This is a genomic window from Bacillus sp. EB106-02-03-XG38 (genome assembly GCF_058792175.1).
This window is the reverse complement of the sequence record NZ_JBYTED010000005.1, coordinates 86,316-108,005: the sequence shown is the minus strand read 5'-3', so window position 1 is coordinate 108,005 and position 21,690 is coordinate 86,316. Positions and strand designations below refer to the sequence as shown.

Annotated in this window: 2 protein-coding genes; both read right to left on the bottom strand. The window is 38.8% G+C overall.

The features are described 5' to 3' along the window. Positions 1-332: 332 nt before the first annotated feature. Positions 333-15,215, bottom strand: a complete 14,883-nt coding sequence (locus tag AC3WTI_RS21250; RefSeq protein ID WP_492304398.1) for a non-ribosomal peptide synthetase — start codon at positions 15,213-15,215, stop codon at positions 333-335. Beyond that, positions 15,212-21,688, bottom strand: a complete 6,477-nt coding sequence (locus AC3WTI_RS21245) for an amino acid adenylation domain-containing protein (RefSeq protein WP_492304397.1) — start codon at positions 21,686-21,688, stop codon at positions 15,212-15,214. The genes AC3WTI_RS21250 and AC3WTI_RS21245 overlap by 4 nt, the downstream gene beginning before the upstream one ends. Positions 21,689-21,690: the final 2 nt, after the last annotated feature.

The following is a 21,690-nucleotide window of genomic DNA, read 5'->3' as shown; positions in this document are numbered from 1 at the left end:
TTTTAAAGGATGGCTTCATATATGTGCGTTACATAAATTCAAATTAACTTTATTAAATCGCAAATACAATAGAAAAGGTGCATATTTACATATCAATGAAAATATACACCTTTCCTCAGTAATATCATCAAAGCATTAGCTTCTATTACAAAAAATGGAGAGCATTTACATCATTCTATGAGCAACTCATATAGGTTTCTATGTCTCTATCAAGTAATTTTTCCATTATCCTCTTAAAAAGTAATACTCTTGATATATTCATTATTGCCTACACTTTATTTGCAGTTATTGGGCTGCCCTTTTCGTTCATAGCGTTGCATCTTTTGCACTCTCTACTTTTCAGTTAATGAAAGGGATGTTTCTTTTATCCCTTCAAATTCATTTAATAGGTACTTAGCTATCTTTTCAACTGCCGGGGAGCTCACTATTTCTTCATGTGATCCAGGGACAGAATACTTATTTACTCTTCCTTTTAATAAAGGTCCCCAATCTGTAAACAACTCTTTTCCCTCCTCAGCACTAAAGTAGATAACTTCCTCAAAGTATGGTATCAAGTCATGCTCTGCCATTATGTTCAGGCATTTCCTATGAGCATTGATAACTTGCTTCAAATTCATAAGATCTGCATCAGGTGGGAGTACGCCTTCAATAATTAATCGCTCCACAAGCATATCTTGTTGATGGACGAGGCCTCCTTCCTGCTCAGTAAGATCTCTACGAATGAAATGCTTAGATATATATGAGAGCATATCCTCACTCGTTTTATAGTCCTGCTTTGAAGGTACTTTAGTATCCATGAGTACCAACAACTCAATTTCCTCACCTTGATTCTTTAGCACAGTTGCGATTTCATAAGCAATTGCACCGCCTAAAGACCATCCCCCAAGACGATATGGGCCTTCTGGCTGAACACTTTTTATTTCTTCAATGTAAAGTTGAATTAGTTCCGGCAAGGCCAACTCATCAATTTCTCCCTTTTCTATAAGAGGATTCTGTAAACCATAAAATGAACAATGGTTCTTAAGTAATCTTGCTAGTTGAATGTAACAGAATACATTCCCCATAAACGGATGAACGCAGAAGAAAGGTCTTTTTTCTGATTTTTGTAGTGGAACTAGCGCTGCTACTGATTTCGTCATATCATGCTTATCACGAATAAGGCATGCGATTCCTTCCACTGTTGGATTCTTAATCAATGTAGACACTTTAATTTCTTTTCCAAACTTCTCCCTAATTTTTGAAACTAATTTAATTACAAGGAGAGAGTGTCCTCCTCTATTAAAGAAATCATCATTTACATACACATCTTCTATCTGTAAGACATCCTGCCAGATTTTAATCAACTGATATTCAATTTCATCCCTTGGAATGATTGGTGTAGAGAAGTTATTTTCTCTTTGAATAGTTAAATTGTTCAATGCCTTTCGATCAACTTTTCCATTCGTTGTAAGAGGAATCTCGTCTACCTTAATAAAGTGTGCGGGAACCATATAATTCGGTACTTGTGTCTTGAGATATTCACGCCAATCATGCATACTACCATCTCCAACTACATAAGCAACCAATCTCTGCTCTCCTAATTTATCCTCTGTTACCAAAACTACTGCTTCTTTTACCAATGGATGCCTCTCTAAATTCGCTTCAATCTCTTCAAGTTCAATACGAAAGCCCCTAATTTTCACTTGATTATCAATTCTTCTCAAGTAATCTAAATTACCATTAGGTAAATAACGAACCAAATCTCCCGTACGATATAAACGCTCTTCTTCATTAAATGGATGCCGGATGAATCGCTCGGCTGTTAATTCTGGACGATTCAAGTATCCTCTCGCTATACCTGCACCACCAATATATAGCTCCCCTGTTACACCAACTGGAACAGGTAACATATTTTTATCCAATACATAAGCTTTAACGTTAGGCAACGGACGGCCAATCGTTACCCTCTTACTATCTTTTTTGATATGATAGCATGTTGCATCAACCGTACATTCTGTAGGACCATATACATTGTAAAACTCAATTTTATCGGTCTTTACTAGCTGTTCCCATAATGACGGCATAATTGCTTCTCCACCGACCAATATCTTGCTTGGTACATGAACGTCAGCGCTCGTTTCTAACAAACCTCCATCTATAAGTAATTGAAGTAATGAAGGTGTCATATCAAACATTTCCAACTCATTCTCCCTAATATAGGACACAAATTGTTCCGGATTAGTGCGCACTTCGCTTGGAATAATATATAAACTTGAACCATAAAGTAGCATTTGTAATTGCTGAATAGATACATCAAAGGCAATTGACGCATTTAAACCGACTCTCATATTATTAGGTATCTCATGTGGGAAAACTTCTTTTTGTAAACCATATGATAAGTTTATTACAGAATGGTGCTGTACTAATGCCCCCTTTGGATTCCCTGTCGAACCGGAAGTGTAGATAACATACGCTAAGTTTTCCCCTGTAACCTCACATATTGGTGAAAGTTTACTTTCTTGAGAAATCATTGCTTGATCCCTATCTAGGCAAACTGTCTTGATGTCTTTAGGTATCCATCCTAGTAATACCTCATTTGTAACTAACACTTTAATTCCCGTGTCTTCTAAAATATATTGCAGGCGGCTTTCCGGATTCAATGGATCTAATGGAACATAGGCTGCTCCAGCCTTCCAAATTCCCATGAGACCAACAACCATCTCAACTGAACGCTCAAAGCAAAGGCCAACTAATGACTCTGTTCCAATTCCATATTTCTGTAGATAATGGGCCAATTGATTAGCTCTTTCATTCAGCTCCCGATACGTTAGTTGCTGTTTTTCATCCACTACTGCCACCGCATCTGGTGTACGATTCACTTGCTCTTCGAATAGTTGATGAATTACATTCTCACGTGGATAGGGTATTGTATTATCATTCCATTCGTCCAAAACTTGCCTTTGTTCAGCTTCCGTAATATATACAAGTTCCGACAGAGTTTGATCAATGTTTTTGAGCATTTGCATTAATACTTGGCGTAAATGACCCAACATTCTTTTAATAGTTAATTTATTAAACTTACTACGGTCATACATTAACTTTAACGATAACTGGAGTCCTGGAACTACAGCCAACCCTAATGGGTAGTGGGTTTGTTCTACTCCTTCCAATTCACCAATTTCCAGATTTCCTGAAGACTCCTCTTTCACCGGATAATTTTCAAACACATATAAACTATTGAACAGCGGTGTTCCTCTAGGAACTTCACTCCACCCCTGAATCTCTGTCAAAGAAGCATACTCATATTGTCTTCTTTCTATCTCTTCCTCTTGTATCTTCTGCAACCAATCTATTACTTTTATATCATCCATCAATTGAATTCGCGTCGGTGACGTTGTAATGAAAGGACCTACGATGTTTTCAACATCAATAATCTCCGTAGAACGCCCTGAGCTTGTTACACCAAAAACAATGTCATTTTCTCCACTATATCGGCTCATGAGATATGCCCATGCACCTTGAATTACTGTACTCAAAGTAAGTTTATTGCGTTTCGCCCATCCTTGTAACGCTTGAGTCTGCTCTTCTGATAAATACGTAACCTTCTCTGTGTAACCTTTTTCTTCCTCTTTACTTTCTAAGCCCAGCAAAGTTGGCGCAGTAAAACCTTTTAGCTTCTCTCTCCAGAATTGTTCCGCCCGCTCCTTATCTTGCTCTCTTAACCATTGGATATATTTCTTATATGGTGAGGACTTAGGTAACTTCACAGCTTCTCCATTCATTCTCTTCTGATAGACTGTAAGTAATTCATTAAATACTAATGGTAAACTCCATCCATCCAGTAAAATATGGTGATGGGTCCAAACAATCCGATATTCTTCCTCACCTTCTTGAATGACTGTTACCCGCATCAATGGTGCTTCATCAAATTGGAAGGCTAGTTTTCGATCTAATGCCAAAAAGACTTTTCTTTTTTCCTCTATCTCTTCACTTGTCATTGTACGCCAGTCTTCTTTGTTCACTTTAAATGGGATATTTTCATATACCACTTGTACAGGTTCTTCAATTTCGTCCCATACAAATGCTGTACGAAAAATTTCATGCCGCTGAATTACAGATTTCCACGCCTGCTCAAATGTAGGAATATTCATTTTTCCTCGAATCATAAAACTCAATTGCACTATATACGGTGCAACATGTTCATCCCCTTGGTCATGCAATGTGTGGAAAATCATACCTTCTTGCAAAGGTGATAGTGGATATAAATCGGTAATCTGATTCTTCTTTCCGCGATGCATTTTGTTTAGTACATTTGTCAAACCTTCTTGGCTAAGATTAGCCATTGCAAAATCCGAAATGGTCAGTGCAGATTCTCTGTCTGAAAATTGAATCAATGTACTCAGTTGATATAGCATATTCTGTGCAATACTTTGAATCGTTGATTTGGCAAATTGTCCAACATTGTATACCCAAGTGAACTGAAGTTTTCCATCCGTTACAACCCCAATTACATCAATTACATGCGATCGCTTGGAACCGGCAGCATGATCTAAACGCTTAAATTCGTTCTCCGGAATAAACATTGCATCGCTAGAAAACATTTGGTCAAATTGTCCAAGATAGTTAAAACTAATAGACGGTGTATATTGGGAGCTTAATTGCTCACACATTGTTGCGTTCATGTAACGCAACACCCCATAATCAACACCCTTATTAGGAATTTTGCGAACTTGTTCTTTAACTGCTTTTAATGCTGCAATTGGCGTATTAGCACTAGTAATATTTAAATGAACTGGGTAAATACTTGTAAACCATCCCACAGTTCTCGATAAATCAACATCTTCAATAATCTCTTCTCGACCATGTCCCTCTAAATCTACGCTCAATATCGACTGCCCCGTACATGCTGCCGTAGCTTGTACTAATGCTGCTAATAATACTTCATTGATTTGGACACGGTGAGTGCTTAAAGTTTCTTGCAATAACATACGGGTCTCATTCTCATTTAACACCACAGTAATTTCCTCAGTTACTGCGCTTACTGGATTACTTATAGTACCATCTACCGGCAATTTAACTACGTCTTGTTCAGCCTGCTCATCCCAGTAATGTAGCACTTCTTTTGATAGTCCAGTTTCAGCGTAATGATGTAATTTCTCCGACCATTCTTTAAAAGATGTACTCTTCATAGGTAATTGAATTTTCTGCCCTTGGACTACTTGCTTATATGCTGTTTGCAAATCTTCCAATAAAATTCGCCAAGAAACACCATCCACGGCTAAATGATGAATTGTCCAAAATAATCGGCCAGCGTGCTCACCTTCATCAAAATACACCATTCTCATTAACGGACCATCATGTAAATTCAAACTTTCTTGTGCAACATTAATCTCTTTTTGAATAACCTGATGCCAATCAGCTTCCGGCACTTCGTCTAATGAAATGACAGTAAGCATCAATTGTTCTTCTATTCCTTCATTCCACTGTTTCCAAACCCCATTAGGTAAACGTTCATATCTTAAACGCAGAGCATCATGATGAAGTAGAAGGTTACCTGCCGCCTTTTCCAGTGATCCTATGTCCAATTTCTCTTTCGTTCTAAAGAACATGGATTGATTCCAATGATGTGGGTTAGGATGATTTTGTGCAAAAAACCTTTGTTGAATAGGTGTAAGTATCGTCTCTCCAGTTATAATTCCCTGTTCAGCTTGTACACCTTGTTCTTCTTTGACTACTTGCGCCAACTCAGCAATCGTTTGGTGTTCAAATATTTGTTTTGGTGTCAATTGTAAACCAGCTTGCTTCGCGCGCGAGACAAGCTGAATGCTAAGAATTGAATCTCCACCAATTTCAAAGAAGTTATCATTCATACCAATACGTTTTGAACCTAGTACACGTTCCCAAATGATAGAAAGCTTATGTTCACGTTCATTTCTTGGGGCCACGTATCCTTCTTGTGTTCCTTGATAATCTGGTATAGGTAGCGATTTCCGATCAATCTTTCCATTTATGGTTAGCGGTAATTCTTTCATTTCGACAAAGTAGGAAGGTATCATATGGATTGGCAGTTTTGTTTTAAGATACTCTCGCCATTCTTCTAAACTGCCTTCGCCCACTACATAAGCTACCAGCCTCTTATCTCCCGACTGATTTCCCCTAACCATTACAACTGCCTCTTTTACTAAGTAATGCTCCTGTAAGGTCGACTCAATCTCTCCAAGTTCAATTCGAAATCCTCTAATCTTCACTTGATTATCCATTCTTCCTAAGTATTCTATATTACCATCAGGAAGATATCTCACAAGATCACCCGTTCTATATAACCTCTCGTCTTCTTTGAAAGGATGTGAAATAAATCGTTCGGATGTTAACTCTGGACGATTCAAGTACCCCCTTGCTAGACCTGCTCCTCCGATATACAGTTCCCCCATCACACCAACTGGAACTGGCAACCTATTTCTATCTAATACATAAGTTTGAACGTTCGGCAACGGACGCCCAATTGTTACTCTCTTACTATCTTTTTTAATATGGTAGCAGGTTGCATCAACCGTACATTCTGTAGGACCATATACATTATAAAACTCCATTTTATCAGTCTCTACTAGCTGTTCCCATAATGAAGGTATAATCGCTTCGCCACCAACCAGTACCTTACTCGGAACATGAACACCATCGCACGTTTCTAACAATCCGACATCTAAAAGTAATTGAAGTAATGAAGGTGTTATATCAAAGATTTCTAACTTGTTCTCCCTAATATAAGCTACAAACTGCTCCGGATCACTTCGTACTTCATTTGGAATAATATACAAACTTGAACCATATAATAGCATTTGTAATTGCTGAATAGATGCATCAAAGGCAATTGACGCATTTAAACCGACGTGCATGTTAGATCGTATCTCATGTTCGAAAACCTCTTTTTGTAAACCATGCGACAAGTTTATTACAGAATGATGCTGTATCAAGACACCCTTTGGATTCCCCGTCGATCCCGAAGTATAGATAACATACGCTAGGTTTTCTCCTGTTACTTCACATTTTGGTGAAAGAATGCTTTCTTTTGAAATCATTGCTTGATCCCTATCTAGACAAACTGCCTTGACTTCTTTAGGTATCCAACCTTCTAATGACTCATTCGTAACTAATACTTGAATTCCAGTGTCCTCCAAAATATATCGTATGCGACTTTCTGGATATGATGGATCCAATGGAACATATGCTGCTCCAGCCTTCCAGATTCCCATAATACCAACAATCATCTCAACTGAACGCTCAAAGCAAAGTCCAACTAATGATTCAGTCCCAATCCCACATTGCTGAAGATAGTGGGCCAATTGATTAGCTTTTTCATTCAGCTCTCGATATGTTAACTGCTGTTTTTCATCTATCACTGCTACCGCATCAGGTGTACGATTTACTTGCTCTTCAAACAGCTGATGAATCGTACTTTCCTGCGGATATGCTACAACATCATTATTCCACTCTTCCAACTGTTTTTGCTGTAATCCTGTTAATATAGGCAACTTAGCTAATGATTTATCAGGATTCTCCACGATTACATTCAACCAGTTCCCAAAATGTTCAGCCATGGATTCAATAGTTAAGCTATCAAATAAATCAGTTCTATAAACAAAAGTAAGTAATAAACCCTCTTCGACTTCTGCAGCAGTTAAACTTAAATCAAACTTAGCGATTGGAGCATTACTTTCCATTACTTCTATATTTCTTCCATGTAGTTCTGGTAGCTTCTGTCCCGCATTTTGCAAAGTAAACATGGTTTGGAAAATCGGAGAATAGCTTGTATTTCGTTCAGGTTGGATAACCTCTACAATTTTCTCAAACGGAACATCTTGATACTCATACGCCTTCAATGCTTTTATCCGCACTTGAGACAACAACTCTTGAAATGCCGGTGCATTACTTAAATCAGCTCGATAAACCAATGTATTGACAAAGAAACCAATCAGTCCTTCAATTTCTTGATAATTTCGATTTGCAATTGGGCTGCCAACAATAATATCCGTTTGTCCTGTATAACGAGCAAGGAAACTTTGATACGATGCCAATAAGGTCATGAAAAGTGTGGCCCCTTCTTGACGACTTAGTTCGTTTAATTTGTCCAGTAATGAGCGCGATAACAAAACATTATGAGTTAATCCATGATGGTTTTGCACTGGCGGACGCGGACGATCCATGGGCAACATTAAGACTGGTAACTCACCAGATAATTCTTCCTTCCAATATGCAAGTTGTTGATATAGTACTTCATCTTTCAACCATTCTCTTTGCCACTGAGCAAAATCGGCATATTGAACTGGTAGTGGTTCCAGCTCTGCTTGTTTTTCACCAATCGCATTCTCATAAAATGCCATCCATTCTTGAAGCAAGATTTCCATCGACCATCCATCCGAGATAATATGATGCATATTACACAAAAGAACGCATTCTTCTTCTGAAATTCTTATGAGTTTCCCACGGAACAATGGCCCTTGTTCTAAATCAAATGGAGATTCGACTTCAGTTTGAATCCATTGCTCCAACTTTCTTTCTCGCTCCTCTAATGAAAGCTTAGTTAAGTCCATTTGCAGAAGCGGACGGAAAACGTACGGTTGAATCTGCTGCACAGGATGGCCATCTTCTTCATAAAATACAGTCCGCAAAGATTCATGACGCTCTATCAACCGATTCCATCCCAACTCCAATGCCTCTGGTGACCAATTCCCTGTAAGGCGGCATACCATTGGCATATTATAAAGTGCACTATTAGGTGCAAATTGATCAATAAACCATAAACGCTGTTGGGCATAAGATAGTGGCATATTATTTCCGCGTTCCACCGGCACCAATGATGGAATTTCTCGTTTTTCGCTCCCCTTACGTAACTGATCTATTCGTTTCGATAATGCCTCGACCGTTGAATATTCGAACAGTTCACGTACTGGCAATTTGATTTGAAAGACTTCCTGTAAGCGTGAGACCACTTGTGTAGCAAGTAGAGAGTGACCACCGAGCTCAAAGAAAGAATCCTGAACATCAATGTCTCTTATTCCTAGCACTTGACTCCACACTGAAGCAATAAGTTCTTCCAGCGGAGTTCTTGGGTATACAGTATTTTCAGCGGATTGTTCACTAAGTATAGGCAATGCCTTCAAATCAAGTTTTCCATTCGGTGTAAGTGGTAAAAATTCCATCTCAATAAAGTTTGTTGGAACCATGTAATTTGGTAAATGTGTTTGTAGATATTCTCGCCATTCATGGACACTTCCTTCACCAACTACATAAGCTACTAATCTCTTATCACCTTGATGATCCTCTCGTACCAATACAACTGCTTCTTTCACAGAAGAATGTGCCTGCAAAACAGCTTCTATTTCTCCCAACTCAATCCGGAAACCACGAATTTTCACTTGGTCATCTATACGTCCATGGAACTGGAGATTACCATCAGAAAGATAACTTGCTTTGTCTCCTGTATAATAGAGACGTTCTCCTGACTTGAAAGGATGTGGAATAAATTTTTCCTTTGTAAGATCCGGACGATTAGCATATCCACGTGCAAGACTCTTCCCTCCAATATAGAGATCTCCAATTACACCAATTGGTACTAACTGAAGATGAGAATCTAACACATAAACTTCTGTATTCGCAATCGGTCGACCAATCGATGGCGTACCTGTTGTCACTCCTACGGGTACATAACAATCTGTGGTAACAACGGTATTTTCCGATGGACCATACTGATTAATTACCGCAAAAGGAATATTGTTAGATGGATACTGCGTTAATTGATCCCCACCAGTAATGATAAAACGAAGATCCGTTTTATCTGGCCAAGATAATTTCAAGAGCCTTTCCAGTATAGGTGTAGGTGCAAAGCTAGCTGTTATTCGTGAATCAATGAGCCAATCTCTTAGTGCTTCTGGATTAATTCTCAGTTCCTCTGTTGACAAGTAGAGCGCTGCGCCAGCAGTTAGATACGGCCAAATCTCCTGGACAGCCGAATCAAAAGCAACCCCTGCAATCTGAGTCGCACGATCCTCTGCTGAAATATGATAAACTTCCTGATGCCAAGAAACCATATTCATTAATGACCGATATTCAACCATGACACCCTTCGGTTTTCCTGTAGAACCAGAGGTATAGACAATATAGGCTAAGTTCTCTGGATTTATTTGACGTGTAGGTGCGATTACGCTTTCCACCGTTAACTCTTCTAACCTCACCATTTCGACGTGTGCGAAATGCCCTTCTTGTCCTTCTGCCGTCACTACAAATTGAATTCCCGCATCTTCAATCATGTATTCTAACCTTGATTTTGGATATAACGGATCTAAAACGACATAAGCTCCTCCAGCTTTTAAAATGCCTAATAAACTTGCTATCAGCTCAGCTGACCTCGGAAGATAAACTCCTACCACTGACTCTGGAGCTACTCCCTTTCGCTGTAAAACATTTGCCAACTGATTTGCTTTTTTATCCAGTTCACCATAAGTCCACTGTTTTGTATGATCAACTACCGCAATCGCATCAGGACGCCTTGCTACTTGCTCCTCAAATCTGTCGCAAACAAGACTCTGATGAGACATTTCCATTACAGTGTCATTCCATGTTTCTAATAACAAAGTACGCTCGGGTTCTGATAGCATGCTCAGGTCATGCAACGGATTTTGTGGGCGATGAGAAACTTCATGTAGCCATTTCTCAAAGTGTCCTGCCATCCGTTCAATAGTAGTAGCATTGAATAAATCCTTATTGTACTCAAAAGTAAAAAGTAATCCCTCTTCCGTCTCAGCTGCCATTACACTTAAATCAAACTTTGCAATTGGACTATGGCTTTCTATCATTTCAATACTTCTACTAGATAACACCGGAAACTCTTGTTTCATATTTTGCAAGATGAACATAGTCTGGAAGATTGGCGAATGACTTGTACTTCGCTCCGGTTGCACAACTTCTACAATTTTTTCAAATGGAATATCTTGATATTCATACGCCTTCAATGCCTTTTGACGAACCTGATACAGTACATCTTGAAATGTCGGTCTACCACTCAAATTAGCTCGATAAACCAGCGTGTTAACGAAGAAACCAATTAGTCCTTCAATTTCTCTATAATTCCGATTCGCAATTGGGCTTCCGACCAGAATATCTTCTTGTCCCGTATAACGAGATAGAAAACTTTGATATGCAGCTAAAAGCGTCATGAAGAGTGTAGCCCCTTCTTTTCGACTAAGTTCATTCAATTTATCATGTAGCGTGCTTGGCAGAACCAGAGTGTATGTCGACCCGTGATGTGTTTGTATTGCGGGACGCGGGCGATCCATAGGAAGTTGGAGTACAGGAAGCTCCCCAGACAATTCTTCCCTCCAATATTGGAGTTGTTGATCAAGCACCTCCTCCTTTAGCCATCCTTTTTGCCACTGAGCAAAGTCGGCATATTGAACCGGTAATGGTTCAAGTTCCGCTACCTTTCCATCCGTTGCTTTCTCATAAAATGCCATCCATTCTTCAAGTAGGATTCCCATTGACCATCCATCTGAAATGATATGATGTAGAGTACAAAGGAGTATCCATTCTTCTTCTCCCACGTGCAAAATACTTGTCCTGATTAATGGACCCTCTGTTAAATCAAATGGCACTTCTGTTTCTTGTTGAATTAAACGTTTAACTTCTTCTTCTTGATCTTCAGAAGAAAGCATAGTTAAATCCGTTTTCGGAATTGATTGAAAAGCATACGGTTCAATTTGCTGTACGGGTTGACCGTTCACTTCGTGAAAGACCGTCCGCAGTGATTCATGACGTTCTATTAGTTGATTCCATCCCGTTTCCAATGCTTCAAGTAGCCAATTCCCTGTAAGGCGGCATACCATTGGCATATTGTAAAGGGCACTATTAGGTGTAAATTGATCAATAAACCATAAGCGTTGTTGGGCATAAGATAGTGGAATAGCTTCTCCCCGTTTCATTGGTATTAGTGGCGGAATCTCTCGTTTTTTATCTCCTTTACGTAACTGATCTAATCGCTTTGCCAGTGACTCCACCGTTGTATATTCAAATAGTTCACGTACTGGTAATTCGATTTGAAAAATTCCCTGTAAACGTGACACTACTTGAGTAGCGAGTAGTGAATGACCACCAATTTCAAAAAAGGAATCCTGAACACTAATATTTTTTATTCCTAACACTTGGCTCCAAACGGAAACGATAAGCTCCTCCACTGGTGTTCGTGATGAAGTAATATCTTCACTTACGAACTGTTCTTCTAATTCCAGTAAGGCTTTCCGATTCACCTTACCATTTGGAGTGAGTGGCATACCTTCAATTTGGAAAAAGTATGCTGGAACCATATAATGTGGCAGTTGCTTCTTGAGATATTCACGCCACTCTCCAGTACCCCCTTCGCCCACTACATAAGCTACTAACTGCTTATCTCCTGGTCGATCTTCCTTCACCAACACGACTGCTTCTTTTACAGATGAGTGATCATGTAAAGCTGCTTCAATTTCTCCCAATTCAATTCGGAATCCTCTAATTTTGACTTGGTCATCTATTCTTCCAATATATTCCAAGTTACGATCATTCATATATCTCACCAAGTCACCCGTTCGATATAATCGTTCCCCGTCCTTAAAGGGATGCGGAATAAAACGTTCAGTAGTTAAATCTGGTCGATTTAAGTAGCCACGTGCCAATCCTACTCCTCCAAGGTAAAGTTCCCCTGCCACACCAATCGGGACCACTTGTTGATATTGATCTAACACATACAACTCTGTATTATCAATCGGACGACCAATCGGAATAAGTATTGGTTCTTTTTCTAAATCACAATCATAATAAGTCACATCCACAGTCGCTTCAGTAGGACCATACAAGTTAATTAACTTTGTTTGCTGAACATCATAAAATACCCCCTTAAACCGGCGAACCTGTTCCGTATTTAATGCTTCTCCACTAGTAAAAACCTGATTTAAGGACGAAACATTCCTTTTTGAGTTATATTGTTCCATGTAATCCAAGAAAGTAGATAACATCGACGGAACAAAATGCATGGTGGTCACACGATATCGTTCAATATACTCCTCAATCACCGCAGGATCTTTCTCTCCTCCTGGTGGAAGTAAACAAACACGTGCTCCTACAAATGACCACCAAAATAATTCCCAGACAGAAACATCAAACGAAAACGGTGTCTTTTGTAAGATTGTATCGTCCTCGGACAATGGGTATTTTTTCTGCATCCACTGTAGGCGATTGATAACGGAATGATGTTCAATCATTACCCCCTTTGGATTTCCCGTCGAACCCGAAGTGTATATAATATAGGCTAAGTTATTTGCTGTTACTCCACTCACCGGAGCTAAATTACTCTCTTTAGAAATCATTACTTGATCCCGGTCTAAACAAATTGCTTGAATATCTTTAGGTAACCAGTCCTGTAGTGCCTCTTTTGTTAACAGCACTTGAATTTGTGAATTCTCCAAAATATATCTCAGGCGATTTTCGGGATAACTTGGATCCAGTGGGACATAAGCCCCACCTGCCTTCAAAATCCCAAAGAGACCGATAATCATATCAGGAGAACGTTCAATACATATACCGACCAATGATTCAGGTCCGATACCTCGTTTTTGTAGAAAATGTGCCAATTGATTCGATTTTTCATTAAGTTCTTGATATGTTAGCTTTCCACCCTCATAAACTACCGCCACTGCATCAGGTGTCCGTGCAACTTGCTGCTCAAATAGCTCATGAATCATACAATCATGACCATAAACTACGTCCGTATCATTCCATTCTTCTAGGAGTTGTTTTTGCTCGGTATCCGATAACATTGACAGCTTTGTATATGATTCATCTGGATAATACGTGATTTCATTTAGCCAGTTCTCAAAATGTCCTGCCATACGTGCAATGGTACTACTATCAAATAAATCCGTGTTGTATTCAAATGAGACAAATAGACCTTCTTCCACTTCATAGGCAGTTAAGCTCAAATCAAATTTAGCAATAGACATATTACTTTCTACCATTTCAATACTTCTATCAGGCAAATTTAGTCGTTCTTGTTTTATATTCTGTAGCGTAAACATGGTCTGAAATATAGGGGAATGACTCATGCTTCGTTCAGGTTGCACAGCTTCTACCACTTTTTCAAATGGTATATCTTGATATTCGTAAGCTGTTAACGCCTTTTTCTTTGTTTGGTTCAAAACCTCCCGAAAAGTAGGGGTGCCACTCAAATCTGATCGATAAACCAACGTATTAACAAAGAAACCAATTAATCCTTCTACTCCCTTATGGTTCCGATTTGCAATCGGACTACCAACTAGAATATCTTTTTGTCCCGTATAACGAGCAAGAAAGCTCTGGTATGCTGCCATTAAAGTCATAAATAAAGTAGATCCTTCTTGTCGACTTATATCCTTCAATTGACTGAGCAATTTATAAGGAAAAATTACATGATACGCAGCCCCAGAGTAAGTCTGCTTAACCGGTCGAGGTCGATCCACTGGCAGTTGTAAGATAGGAAGCTCACCAGACAATTCTTCCTGCCAATACGTAAGCTGACGATTTAGCACATCACCTTGCAACCACTCCTTTTGCCACTTCGCAAAGTCTGCATATTGAATAGATAGTGAACTTAATTTAGCAGGATTTCCGCCCGTTTCTTCTTCATAGAAAGCAAGTAATTCATTCATGAATATACCAATGGACCAAGCATCAGAAATAATATGATGCATCGTACACAGTAATAACCATTCATCCTTCTCTAATTGAACAAGCTGATTACGAATTAAAGGACCATTCATTAAATCAAATGGTTCTTGCGCTTCTCTCGCAATTAAACTATCTACCTCTTTTTCTTTTACTTCTAGAGGAAGTTGAGAGTAATCTCTTACAGGTAATGCTCTAGGAAGGAATTCGACAATTTGTTGCACAGGCTGTTCTCCTATTTCTTTAAAAACAGTTCGTAGTGATTCATGACGTTCAATGAGTCGATTGAATCCCTTCTCTAATGCTTCAGGTATCCAATTTCCTTTTAGATGCCATACTGTTGGAATATTATATAAAGAACTGTTTGGGTTAAATCTGTCCATAAACCACAAACGTTGTTGTGCATAAGACAACGGGAGTGCTTCTTTATTCTCCTTTTTTTGCATTTGCTTCTGAAGCCATGCTCTCTTCTCAGGAGAAAGTGAACTCAGCTTTGCAAGTAAATCACTTCTCATTTTTTTACCCCTTCCTCAATCAAATTACTCTCGAATATCCCTTGTGCTTCTTCCTCTGATAGCTCTTCTAATTGCTTAAGCAGTTCTAGTAATTCTTCATCATTACTGACTTCTGCTTCTTTTTGAATATAGTCTTGAAGACTTACATTCTCCTTACTATCATTCTGCATTTCTTGATTTTTGTTATAGAGCAATTGATCAATCTGTTCCGCCAATTGCTGCACCGTATGAAACATAAATAAATCATGCAATGGTATCTCGATTCCAAAAGCCTCTTTAAGATTGGAAACAGCTTGCGTAGCGAGTAGTGAATGGCCACCAATTTCAAAAAACGAATCTTGAATTCCGATGTTTTCCATACCTAAAACTTCATGCCATATCGAAACGATTGTTTTTTCCGTAGACGTACGAGGAGCAATATAACCACTTGCTATCTCCTGTCTCTCTGGTGCTGGTAAGGCCTTCCTATCAATTTTCCCATTAGGAGTGAGTGGAAATGCATTTAATCCAACAAAATAGGCTGGAATCATATAATTTGGTAGTTGATCCTTGAGATAATCACGCCACTGTTGAGCATCCCCGTCTCCTACAACATAAGCGATCAAACGCGGATCACCAGGATAATCTTCCCGCACCATCACAATAGCTTCGTTAACTAATGTATGCCTTTGTAATGCCGCTTCAATTTCTCCTAGTTCAATCCGGAACCCACGAATTTTTACTTGATGATCGATTCGTCCAACATACTCCAAATTTCCATCTGGTAAATACCTTACTAGATCTCCAGTCCGGTATACTCGCTCTCCTTCTTTAAACGGATGCGATATAAAACGATTTTGCGTTAAGTCAGGGCGGTTTAAATATCCACGTGCTAACCCTGATCCACCAATGTATAGCTCACCAACTACACCAATTGGAACCATTTTTTGTTCGGCACTCAGTACATATACTTCTGTATTGAATATTGGTTTACCAATTGGTGGTACCCTATGCATGACACCCTTTTCTAATTCCATATACGTGGAATACGTAGTATCTTCGGACGGTCCATATAGGTTGTACACCTTTTCAATCGTACTTCTCTCGTATAAATCTTGAACAAGCGAATATGGCAATGGTTCTCCAGCCAAATTCATCACCTTTACCGAAGAAGGTATTGTTTTTGTTCGAACCAGTTCCTTCGCTGCCGATGGCACAGTATTAACCAAAGTTACACCTTTGGAAGACAACTTCTCTAGATGTAAAGCATTTTCAGTGACAATCACCTTACCACCCATCGTTAAGGGAACAAATACTTCAAAAACGGATAAATCAAAAGATAGCGAAGTTGAAGCTAACACTCCCGCTAATTCCTTTCGGGAATACGTGTGATGCGCCCAATGAATCATTGTTACTGTATTCCTGTGCTCAATCATTACTCCCTTTGGATTTCCAGTGGAACCTGAAGTATAGATAATATAGGCTAAGTTATCGGCCGTCACTTCACTCATACATACCGTAGTTACTTCTTGTTCTATTTCTGCTCGATTACCATCAATACAAATCACGTCAACGAATTTAGGTATAACCATTTTTTGTTGTAACTTTTCCTGTGTCACCAGTACCTTTATTTGAGCATCTTCTAAAATGTACTGCAGTCGACTTTCCGGATACGCTGGATCAATTGGGACATATGCTCCTCCCGCCTTCATAATTCCTAAGAGACCGACAATCATCTCGGATGAACGTGTAACGCAAATCCCAACCAATGATTCGCATGTTACACCATTTTTTTGTAAATAATGTGCCAACTGATTCGAGCGTTCGTCCAACTCTCGATATGTTAGTTCTTCATCTTCGCACACTACTGCAATTGCTTCTGGTGTTTTTTCCACTTGTTCTTCAAACATTGTATGAATCGTGCTTTCTTCCATATCTATAACACCCGATTTATTCCATTCCTCTAGTAGTTGCTTATATTCTACTTTCGATAACATATTCAGTTCCGATAGTACACATTTTGGATGAGAGACAATTTGATTTAACCAATTTTTAAAATGACTTGCCATCCGTTCAATGGTTGTATCATTAAACAAATCAGTATTATATTCAAAGGTTAGTGATAATCCTTCTTCCGTCTCAGAAGCAAATAAACTCAAATCAAATTTGGCAACAGAAGCATGGCTTTCCATGAGTTCCATTTGTCTTTCAGATAGCTGAACAAACTCTTGTTTCGTATTCTGTAAAGTAAACATAGTTTGGAATATTGGTGAATGACTTGTATTCCGTTCAGGTTTTACGGATTCTACCACTTTCTCAAATGGGATGTCCTGATACTCGTATGCTTTTAGCGCTTTTTTTCTTACCTGCGACAAAAGTTCTTTGAACGTCGGATTTTCACTGAAATCAGCCCGATAAACCAACGTGTTTGCAAAGAATCCTATTAATCCCTCAATCTCTTTCACATTTCGATTAGCGATCGGGCTTCCAACTATAATGTCGTCCTGTCCTGTATAACGAGAAAGGAAGCTTTGATACGCTGCCATCAATGTCATAAATAAAGTGCATCCTTCTTGCAGACTTAAATCTTTGAGCTTTTCCTGTAGGGAATTCGCCACTATTAAGGACTGACTTGCACCACGATGGGTTTGAACTGCAGGTCGAGGACGATCCATCGGTAATTGTAAAACCGGTAGTTCCCCAGATAATTCTTCCTTCCAATATTGAAGGTGCTGATTCAAATTCTCTTCTTTTTGCCATTCCTTCTGCCACATGACAAAATCTGCATATTGGATAGATAACTCCTTCAATTCCGCGGGTTTGCCGCTTAATGCTCCTTCATAAAAAGCCATCCACTCTTCAAGTAAGATTCCCATTGACCATCCATCTGAAATAATATGATGCATCGTACAAATGAGAATCCATTCTTCCCTGTCCACTTTCAATATTCGTGTTCGAATCAGAGGACCTTGTCCAAAATGAAATGGTTCCTCAGCTTCGTCTTGAATGAGGCGTTTCATTTCTCTTTCTCTATCTTCCAAAGAGAGATCTGTTAGATTCGTTTGAGGAATATGTCTGAATACATGAGATTGAACTTGTTGAAAAGGTTCACCCTCTTGTTCTAGAATTGTCGTCCTTAATGATTCATGACGCTCCAACAATTGATTCCATCCGACCTCCAATGCTTCAATTGACCATTCACCTGTTAAGCGACACGCTGCATGGATATTGTACATAGCACTATTTGGCATTAATTGATTAATAAACCATAGACGTTTCTGCGCATAGGAAAGTGGGATAACTTCTTCTCGTTTCATAGGTACAAGGGGAGCAACCTCTCGTTTTTTATCTTCTTTTCGTAATTGATTCACTCGTTTCGCCAATGCTTCCACTGTATCGTGCTTGAAAAGTTCACGTAATGGAATTTTAATTTGGAACAGTTCTTGCAATCGAGAGACGATTTGAGTAGCAAGTAGTGAGTGCCCACCACGTTCAAAGAAGGAATCCTGAATGCCAATATTTTCTGTTCCTAACACTTGACTCCAAACCGAGGCAATAAGCTCTTCCGATGGTGTCCGAGGTAGCACATTTAAATCTTCAATAGCTTGCTCATCAGGTGCTGGCAAGGCCTTTCGGTCGATTTTCCCATTCGGAGTAAGCGGAAAGTGTTCTAACTCTATAAAGTGCGCTGGAATCATATGATTCGGTAATTGTTTTTGTAAATACTCTCTCCACTCTTGGGTATTTCCATCGCTTATTACATATGCAACCAATCGTTGATCACCTGGACGATCTTCTCTAACTAATACGACAGCCTCTTTAATAAACGAACATTTTTCTAAAGTTGCTTCAATTTCTCCTAATTCAATCCTAAAACCACGCATTTTGACTTGATGATCCATTCTACCTATAAATTCTATATTTCCATCAGTTAGATATCTTACTGAATCTCCTGTTCGATATAGTCGTTCCCCCAATCGAAATGGGTGCGAAATGAATTTTTCAGCAGTAAGATTCTGACGATTTAAGTATCCACGCGCTAAACCAGCACCGCCAATATATAACTCACCCTCAGTTCCTATTGATTGCAAGCGTTGATTTTGGTCTAATACATATAATTGCGTGTTCTGTATTGGCTGCCCAATAGAAACAAATTCTTGATTAGGCTGAATATCAAATGCATTCACATAAATAGTGGCTTCAGTTGGTCCATAAAAGTTGGTTAATTTCACTTGTCCACTATAATTCCATTTCTGTTGAAATCGTCTAACTAACCCTGAACTTAGTTCTTCTCCACCAGAAAATACATGGCGTACAGAGGAACAATTCATGTTCAATTCAATATGATTGAATTGATCTAAGAAAACAGATAACATCGAAGGTACAAATTGAACTATAGTGACCTGATGTTGTTTAATAACTTCAGCTATAATAGAAGGATCTTTTTCTCCACCTGGAGGTAAGAAAGATACACTTGCACCAACGTGAATGCCCCAAAACAATTCCCAAACAGAGACATCAAATGAGAATGGCGTTTTCTGCAAGACCACATCCTTTTCAGAAAGTGGATATTTATGTTGCATCCATTCTAGATAATTAATTACTGAATGATGCTCAATCATTACTCCTTTTGGATTCCCTGTAGATCCTGAAGTATACATAACATACGCTAAATTTTCTCCTGTTACACCACTTATACATGGGGTTGATTCTTCTTTTTCAATTGCAGTGTAATCTTTATTCATACAAATCGTTTCTATATTTTCAGATACAAACAAGTTTTTAGAATTTTCTTCCGTCACTAGTACTTCGATTCCAGCATCCTCTAATATATATCGAAGCCGACTCTCTGGATAAGTAGGGTCAAGTGGAACATACGCTGCTCCTGATTTTAGAATACCTAATAACGCTATCATCATTTGTAATGAACGTTCCATATATACACCAACTAGAGACTCTGGGCCTACACCATGCTTTTGTAAATAATGAGCTAGCTGATTTGCACGCTTATCCAACTCTTTATAGGTAATTTGTTCATTTTCGTAACTAGCCGCGATTGCTTCCGGCGTTTTTTTAACTTGCTCCTCAAACATTGTATGAACCATGCCTTCAGCCGAATAATTAACTTGAGTATGATTCCATTCCTCTAGTAACTGTATCTGTTCTTCTTCTGTTAAATGAGTAATTTCAAATAGTTTTGAATCTAGGCTCTTCGTCATCTGAATTAATATTTGCAATAAGTGATTCTGGATCCGATTTATTGTTTCTTCATTAAAAAAGCTTCGATCATACATCAACTTTAAAGTAATTTTCTTACCGGGCATTACAATGAGTGTTAAAGGATAATTTGTTTGTTCCGTACTTTTAACATCTAGTAATCTTAAATCATCATTTCTCTCACCTTGAATTGGATAATTTTCAAACACATACAAGGTATGAAATAAGGAGCTATTTCGCGGAACCTCACTCCAGCCTTGAATATCTATCAACGAATTATACTCATACTGTCTTCGTTCCATTTCTTTCATTTGTATTTTACGAAGCCAATCTACTACTGATGTATTATCCGTTAATCGAATTCTGGTAGGCAATGTGTTAATAAATAGCCCCACCATATTCCCTGCTCCCATTAAATCAGTAGGACGTCCAGCGCTAGTTACGCCAAATACGACGTCACTGTCACCGCTATATCTACTCATCAAATAAGCCCATGCACCTTGTACTAACGTATTCAATGTTAATCGACTATTTCGTACCCACTCTTGTAAATTCTCAGTGAGTTCCTCAGATACCTGATAAACACACTCTCCATAGCCCTTCTCCTGCCCTTGATCCTTTCTTTCCATCGCTAATGGCGTAGGTGCATAGAACCCTTTTAATTCTTCTTTCCAAAATTCCTCTGCTTGACTTTGATCTTGTTTATTTATCCACTGGATATATTTTTTATAAGGAAGAGATTTAGGAAGATCCAACAATTCTCCCTTTATCATCTTGAGATAAACTTCCATCACTTCACTAAAGACCAATGAAACACTCCAACCATCTAGCAAAATATGATGATGTGTCCAAATAATTCTCGTTTCCCCTTCTGCTTCTTTAATCGCAGTAACTCTCATCAATGGTGCTTCATCCAATAAAAATCCTTTCCTACGATCTGCAGTCAAAAACTGGTGTAATTTCTTCTCCTTCTCCTTCTCCTCATGCGAATGGGTACTCCAATCCTCTTGATGAATAGTAAAAGGAAGACGTTCGTAAACTGCTTGTAGAGGTTTTTCTACTTCCTCCCAAACAAATACTGAGCGCAGAACCTCATGTCGTTGAATAACATATTTCCAAGCTTTTTCAAAAGTAGCAACATCCAATTGCCCCCCGAGCAAGAAACCTACTTGTACAATATAGGAAAAAGAATATTCATCATCTTGATCGTATAAAGTATGAAACAGTATTCCTTTTTGCAAAGGTGATAAACCATATATATCAATAACGTCTCCCATTT

Coding starts and splice junctions, on each gene's coding strand:
- AC3WTI_RS21250 (WP_492304398.1), bottom strand. CDS start 15,215: ATGAGAAGTGATTTACTTGCAAAGCTGAGTTCACTTTCTCCTGAGAAG.
- AC3WTI_RS21245 (WP_492304397.1), bottom strand. CDS start 21,688: ATGGGAGACGTTATTGATATATATGGTTTATCACCTTTGCAAAAAGGA.